This window comes from Streptomyces phaeoluteigriseus (assembly GCF_001896135.2).
Lineage (GTDB): Bacteria > Actinomycetota > Actinomycetes > Streptomycetales > Streptomycetaceae > Streptomyces > Streptomyces phaeoluteigriseus.
The window spans coordinates 1-5,243 of sequence record NZ_MPOH02000018.1 but is presented as its reverse complement, the minus strand read 5'-3'; the positions used below and the strand labels follow the sequence as shown (position 1 = coordinate 5,243).

General features: G+C 72.9%; 5 protein-coding genes. 3 read left to right on the top strand and 2 right to left on the bottom strand.

The features are described from left to right. Window positions 1–154 precede the first annotated feature (154 nt). Together BM536_RS29165 and BM536_RS29160 are read right to left on the bottom strand one after the other, a co-directional pair. The gene (locus BM536_RS29165; protein ID WP_073499824.1) at window positions 155–1,591 is read right to left on the bottom strand and encodes a sensor histidine kinase; all 1,437 of its coding nucleotides are present in this window, start codon (window positions 1,589–1,591) and stop codon (window positions 155–157) included. Then, window positions 1,588–2,277 carry a response regulator transcription factor gene (locus BM536_RS29160; protein WP_073499826.1) on the bottom strand — a complete coding sequence of 230 codons (690 nt, stop codon included), beginning with the start codon at window positions 2,275–2,277 and terminating at the stop codon, window positions 1,588–1,590. Before BM536_RS29160 ends, BM536_RS29165 begins: the two co-directional genes overlap by 4 nt. A 151-nt stretch (window positions 2,278–2,428) precedes the next feature. Between BM536_RS29160 and BM536_RS29155 the strand changes: the two genes are divergently transcribed. The 3 genes from BM536_RS29155 to BM536_RS29145 are packed head-to-tail and all read left to right on the top strand — an operon-like array spanning window position 2,429 to window position 5,241. Beyond that, entirely contained in the window at window positions 2,429–3,766 is a 1,338-nt protein-coding gene (locus BM536_RS29155; protein WP_073499827.1) for a ferredoxin reductase family protein, read from the top strand. A 10-nt stretch (window positions 3,767–3,776) separates the two neighbouring features. Beyond that, window positions 3,777–4,487, top strand: a complete 711-nt coding sequence (locus BM536_RS29150; RefSeq protein WP_073499829.1) for an FMN-binding protein — start codon at window positions 3,777–3,779, stop codon at window positions 4,485–4,487. A gap of 22 nt (window positions 4,488–4,509) precedes the next feature. Continuing rightward, complete coding sequence (locus BM536_RS29145; RefSeq protein ID WP_094103723.1) at window positions 4,510–5,241, top strand: FAD:protein FMN transferase; 732 nt, start codon at window positions 4,510–4,512, stop codon at window positions 5,239–5,241. Window positions 5,242–5,243: the final 2 nt, after the last annotated feature.

Here is a 5,243-nt window from a genome sequence, read left to right as displayed (position 1 = left end):
GTGGCGTGGAGAGGGAACGGCGCGGAGCCGGGGTGGCGCGGAGCCCGAGTGGCGCGGAGCCGGGGTGGCGCGGAGCCCGAGTGGCGCGGAGTCGGAGCGCGCCGAGACCGAGCGTCGCCCGGCGACCGCGACCGCGCCACTCCGTCCCCCTGTCTCACCGGCCCGGCCGCAGGGGCAGTGTGACGGTGAAGACCGTGTGGGCCGGGTCGTCGCCCACGACGAGGGTCCCGCCGTGGGCCTCGACCAGGGAGCGGGCCACCGCCAGGCCGAGCCCGCTGCCCCCGCGGTCGCGGCTGCGGGCCTTGTCGACGCGGTAGAAGCGGTCGAAGACGCGGTCGCGGTCGCCGGGCGGGACGCCGGGGCCCTTGTCGACGACGTGCACCTGCGCCGTGTGCGCGCTCACCGCCACCTGGACGGACACCGGGGTGCCGGCCGGGGTGTGCACCGCCGCGTTGGTGAGGAGGTTGTCCAGGACCTGCCGGACGCGCTGCGGATCGAGCCGCAGCCGGACCGCCGCCGGGCCCGGAGCCACCGTCAGCGGATGACCGGGGTGGCTCGCGCGAAACGCGTCGGCCGCCTGCTCGACCAGCTCCACCAGGTCGGCGTCCTCCGTCCGCAGCGGAGTCTCCACCTCGGCCGCGTCCAGCCGCGCCAGCAGCAGGAGGTCGTCGAGGAGAACGCCCATGCGGGCGGCCTCGGCGCGCAGCCGGGCCAGGTGCCGGTCGCGTTCCGCGGGCGCGTTGGCGGGCGCGTACTGGAAGAGGTCGGCGTAACCGCGTACGGACATCAGCGGGGTGCGCAGCTCGTGCGAGGCGTCCGCGACGAAACGACGCAGGCGCTGTTCGGCCTCGGCACGCACCGCGAGGGAGTCGTCGATGTGCTCCAGCATGGTGTTGAACGCCGTGCGCAGCTCCTCCACCTCCGGCCCACCGCCCAGGGCGTCCGCGCGCACGTGCAGCCGGGACGCGGACTCGGTCAGGTCGTGCGAGGCGATGCCGTGCGCGGTGTGCGCCATGTCGCTCAGCGGCTTCAGCCCGCGCCGCAGCAGCGCCCGCCCGGCCACCACCAGCCCCAGCAGCGCCAGGCCGAAGGCGACCACCTGCACGGTGACCAGTTGCTCGATCGTGTCGTCGATGTCCTTCATGGGCGCCGCGCTGACCAGCACCACGCCGGGCTGGACCTCGCAGGCCCGCAGCCGGTAGACGCCCTCGCCGTCGAGCTTCACGGTGCGCAGCAGATCGGTGTCCGAGTGCGCCATGTCCTCGGCGAACCGGGTGAGGGGGCGGGTGTCGTGCGGGATGTCGGCGGGCTGCCGCAGCACGGCCGAGCCGCCCGACACGTCGTACACCGCGGAGAACCAGCCCCAGTACGGCTTCTGCGTCACCCTGCCGTGCGCCGCGGCGTCCTTGGCCTGCACGGTCTGGACGACCTTCATCTGGTAGCCCAGCTGGTGCTGCAGATAGTCGCGCATGTACGCCGTCAAAGCGGTGCCCACCACCGCGAACACCACCAGCGACAGCGCACCCAGGCCCAGTGCGAGCCGGGTGCCGAGCCGCAGCCTGCGGTACGACCGCCAGGCGCGGCGGATCACTCGGCGGCCTGCCGGACGACGTACCCGAAACCGCGCACCGTCTGGATCAGCGGCTCGCCCGTGGCGTCCAGCTTGCGGCGCAGCCGGCTGACGACCAGTTCCACCACGTTGGAGCGGCCGCCGAAGCCGTACTCCCACACGTGGTCCAGGATCTGCGCCTTGGTGAGGACCGTCGGCGACTTGCGCATCAGATAGCGCAGCACCTCGTACTCGGTCGGGGTGAGCGTCAGCATGCTGTCGCCGCGCCGCACCTCACGGGTGTCCTCGTCCATCGACAGGTCCCCGACCCGCAGCACCGACCGCTGGAACGCCGGGCCGGCGCTGCGCCGCAGCACGGTCCGCAGCCGCGCCATCAGCTCCTCCACGGCGAACGGCTTGACCAGGTAGTCGTCACCGCCGCGGGTCAGTCCCGCGACCCGGTCGGCGACCCCGTCCCGGGCGGTGAGGAAGACCACCGGCACCATCGTCCCGGAGCGGCGCAGCCTGTCCAGGACGCCGAATCCGTCGAGGTCGGGCAGCATCAGATCAAGCACCACGATGTCCGGGCGGAACTCGGCGGCGCGCCGCAGCGCCTCCTCGCCCGTGTTCGCGGTGACCGCGTCCCAGCCCTCGTAGCGGGCGACCGTCGCGACGAGGTCGGCGATCGGCGGGTCGTCGTCCACCACCAGGAGTCGTACTTTTTCCACTCGCTCATAGTGCGCCACGCGGCCCCCGGCGCCAGACCCCGATGGCCGTCGGACCCGGATCGATATCCTCTTGAAAGTTGTACGACAGGGTATCGACAGCAAAGGGCGGCGAAGCTCTATGTCCTGAGACCCGATCAAGGAGTTTCCGTCCGTGACGACCGTCCAGTCGCCTCCCGTACCCCCCACGGCGATACGTCCCAAGGTCGTGGCCCGCACCGGCCTGTACGCCGTGCTGGCCGCGAACGCGGCCGTCGTGACCCTCTTCGCCGTCCAGGCCGGCTTCGCCTCCAACGCCCTGGTCGTGCTCGGCCGCTTCGCCGGCCTCTACGCCGCCCTGCTGATGGCGTTCCAGCTGCTGCTGGTCGCCCGGCTGCCCTGGCTGGACCGCCGCATCGGCATGGACCGGCTCACCAACTGGCACCGCTGGACCGGCTTCGGCCTGCTGTGGACGCTGCTGGGGCACGTCGTGTTCATCACCTTCGGCTACGCCCGGTCCTCGTCCATGGACCCGGTCAGCCAGCTCGTCGACCTCGCCGAGACCGTCGAGGGCGTGTTCCGCGCGGTCGTCGCGCTCGGGCTGATCCTCGTCATCGGCGGCGTGTCGGCCCGCTGGGCCCGCCGTCGGCTGGCGTACGAGACCTGGCACTTCATCCACCTCTACGCCTACGTCGCCGTGGTGCTCGCCTTCACCCACCAGGTCGCCGCGGGGACGACGTTCACCACGTCGTCCGCCGCCACGGCGTACTGGTACAGCCTGTGGGGCGTCGCCCTCGGCTCGGTCCTCCTCGGTCGGCTCGCGCTGCCGCTGTGGCGGAACCTGCGCCACCAGTTGCGCGTCGAGGCCGTCGTCCCCGAGTCCGACAACGTGGTCTCCGTGTACATCACCGGCCGCGACCTGGACCGGCTGCCGGCCCGCGCCGGTCAGTTCTTCCTGTGGCGGTTCCTCACCAGGGACCGCTGGTGGCAGGCCAACCCGTTCTCGCTGTCCGCCGCGCCCGACGGCCGCAGCCTGCGCCTGACCGCCAAGGCCGCCGGAGACGGCTCCGCCGGACTGCGCCACCTCAAGCCCGGCACACGCGTCTTCGCCGAGGGCCCCTACGGCGCCTTCACCGCGATGCACCGCACGCGGCCGGAGGCCGTCCTGGTCGCCGGCGGCGTCGGCGTCACCCCCATCCGGGCCCTGCTGGAGGAGCTGCACGGCCACGCCGTCGTCATCTACCGCGTGGGCTCCGACCGGGACGCCGTCCTCTACGACGAGCTGCGCGACCTCGCCCACCTCAAGGGCGCCGAGCTGCACCTGGTCACCGGGCCGCCCGTGCCCGACCGGCTGGCCCCCGGCGAGCTGCTCCGCCTCGTGCCGGACATCGCCGACCGGGACGTCTTCCTGTGCGGGCCGCCCCCGATGATGAACGCGGTCCTGGGTAGCCTGCGCGCGCTGGACGTGCCCCGGACGCAGATCCACTTCGAGCGCTTCAGCCTGGCGGGATGAGAGAGACATCGTGAAGCGAGCCATACCTGTCCTGGTCCTGTCCGTGGCCGGACTCATCCCCGTCTGGCGCTACGAGGTGTCCACGGGGACGTCGTCCACCGAGGTCGCCGCGCCGGCGTCGACGCCCTCCCCCTCGTCCTCCGGCACCGCCGGGTCGGCCCTCGTCGTCAAGGGCACGACGGTGGGTACCGAGAAGGGTGACGTGCAGGTCGAGGTCACCTTCGAGGGCGAGCGGATCACCGCGGTGCGGATGCTGAAGCAGCCGGATCATCCGCAGACGACGGCGGCCGTGCCGACGCTGGTCTCGGAGACGCTGGAGGCGCAGAGCGCGGACATCGACACGGTGTCCGGCGCGACCCTGACCAGCGAGGGTTACAAGGAGTCCCTGCAGGCCGCGATCGACGCGCAGGCGGCGGCAGCCGCGGCCTCCCCGTCGCCCTCCGCCGAGGCCTCCGCCGCCTCCCAGGCCGTCGCGGGCACGACGGTGGGCACCGAGAAGGGTGACGTGCAGGTCGAGGTCACCTTCGAGGGCGAGCGGATCACCGCGGTGCGGATGCTGAAGCAGCCGGATCATCCGCAGACGACGGCGGCCGTGCCGACGCTGGTCTCGGAGACGCTGGAGGCGCAGAGCGCGGACATCGACACGGTGTCCGGCGCGACCCTGACCAGCGAGGGTTACAAGGAGTCCCTCCAGGCCGCGATCGACGCGAAGGGCGCCTGACGTGCACCGCGTCGAGCAGGTGATGGGGTTCCCGGTCTCCCTGCGCATCGACGACATCGACGGCACCGACGACATCGACGTCGTGTCCGAGGCCGGGGACGCCGTGTTCACGTGGCTGCGAGAGGTCGACGAACGGTTCAGCCCGTTCAAGGCCGGCAGCGAGGTGTCCCGGTACGGCCGGGGCGAACTGCCCGCCGCCCGGCTCAGTCCCGACCTCGTGGAGATCCTCGGCCTGTGCGAGCGGTACCGGGTCGCCACCGGCGGCGCGTTCGACGCCCGGCTCCCGGGGCGGGGGTTCGACCCCTGCGCGATCGTGAAGGGCTGGTCGGTGCAGCGGGCGGCGGAGCGGCTGGCCGCCGCCGGGGCGGGGCGCTTCTGCCTCAACGCCGGGGGTGACGTCGTCGTCGGCGGCGGCCCGTGGCGGGTGGGGATACGGCACCCGGAGATCGCCGACAAGGTGTGCACGGTCCTGGAGCTGACCGACGGGGCGGTCGCGACCTCCGCGCGCTACGAACGCGGCGACCACATCCTCGACGGGCGTACCGGGCTCCCGGCCACCGGGCTGCTGTCCGTCAGCGTCGTGGCGCCCACGCTGACGGAGGCGGACGCGGTGGCGACGGCCGCCTTCGCGATGGGGACGGAGGGCGTCGAGTGGGCGGCGGGCCTGGCGGGGTGCGAGGTGTACGCCGTGGACGCGGGGCGAGGTGTCGTACGGACGGCCGGGTTTCCGTCGGCGGGGGTGGGGGCGGCGTGAGC

Coding starts and splice junctions, on each gene's coding strand:
- BM536_RS29145 (WP_094103723.1), top strand. CDS start 4,510: ATGGGGTTCCCGGTCTCCCTGCGCATCGACGACATCGACGGCACCGAC.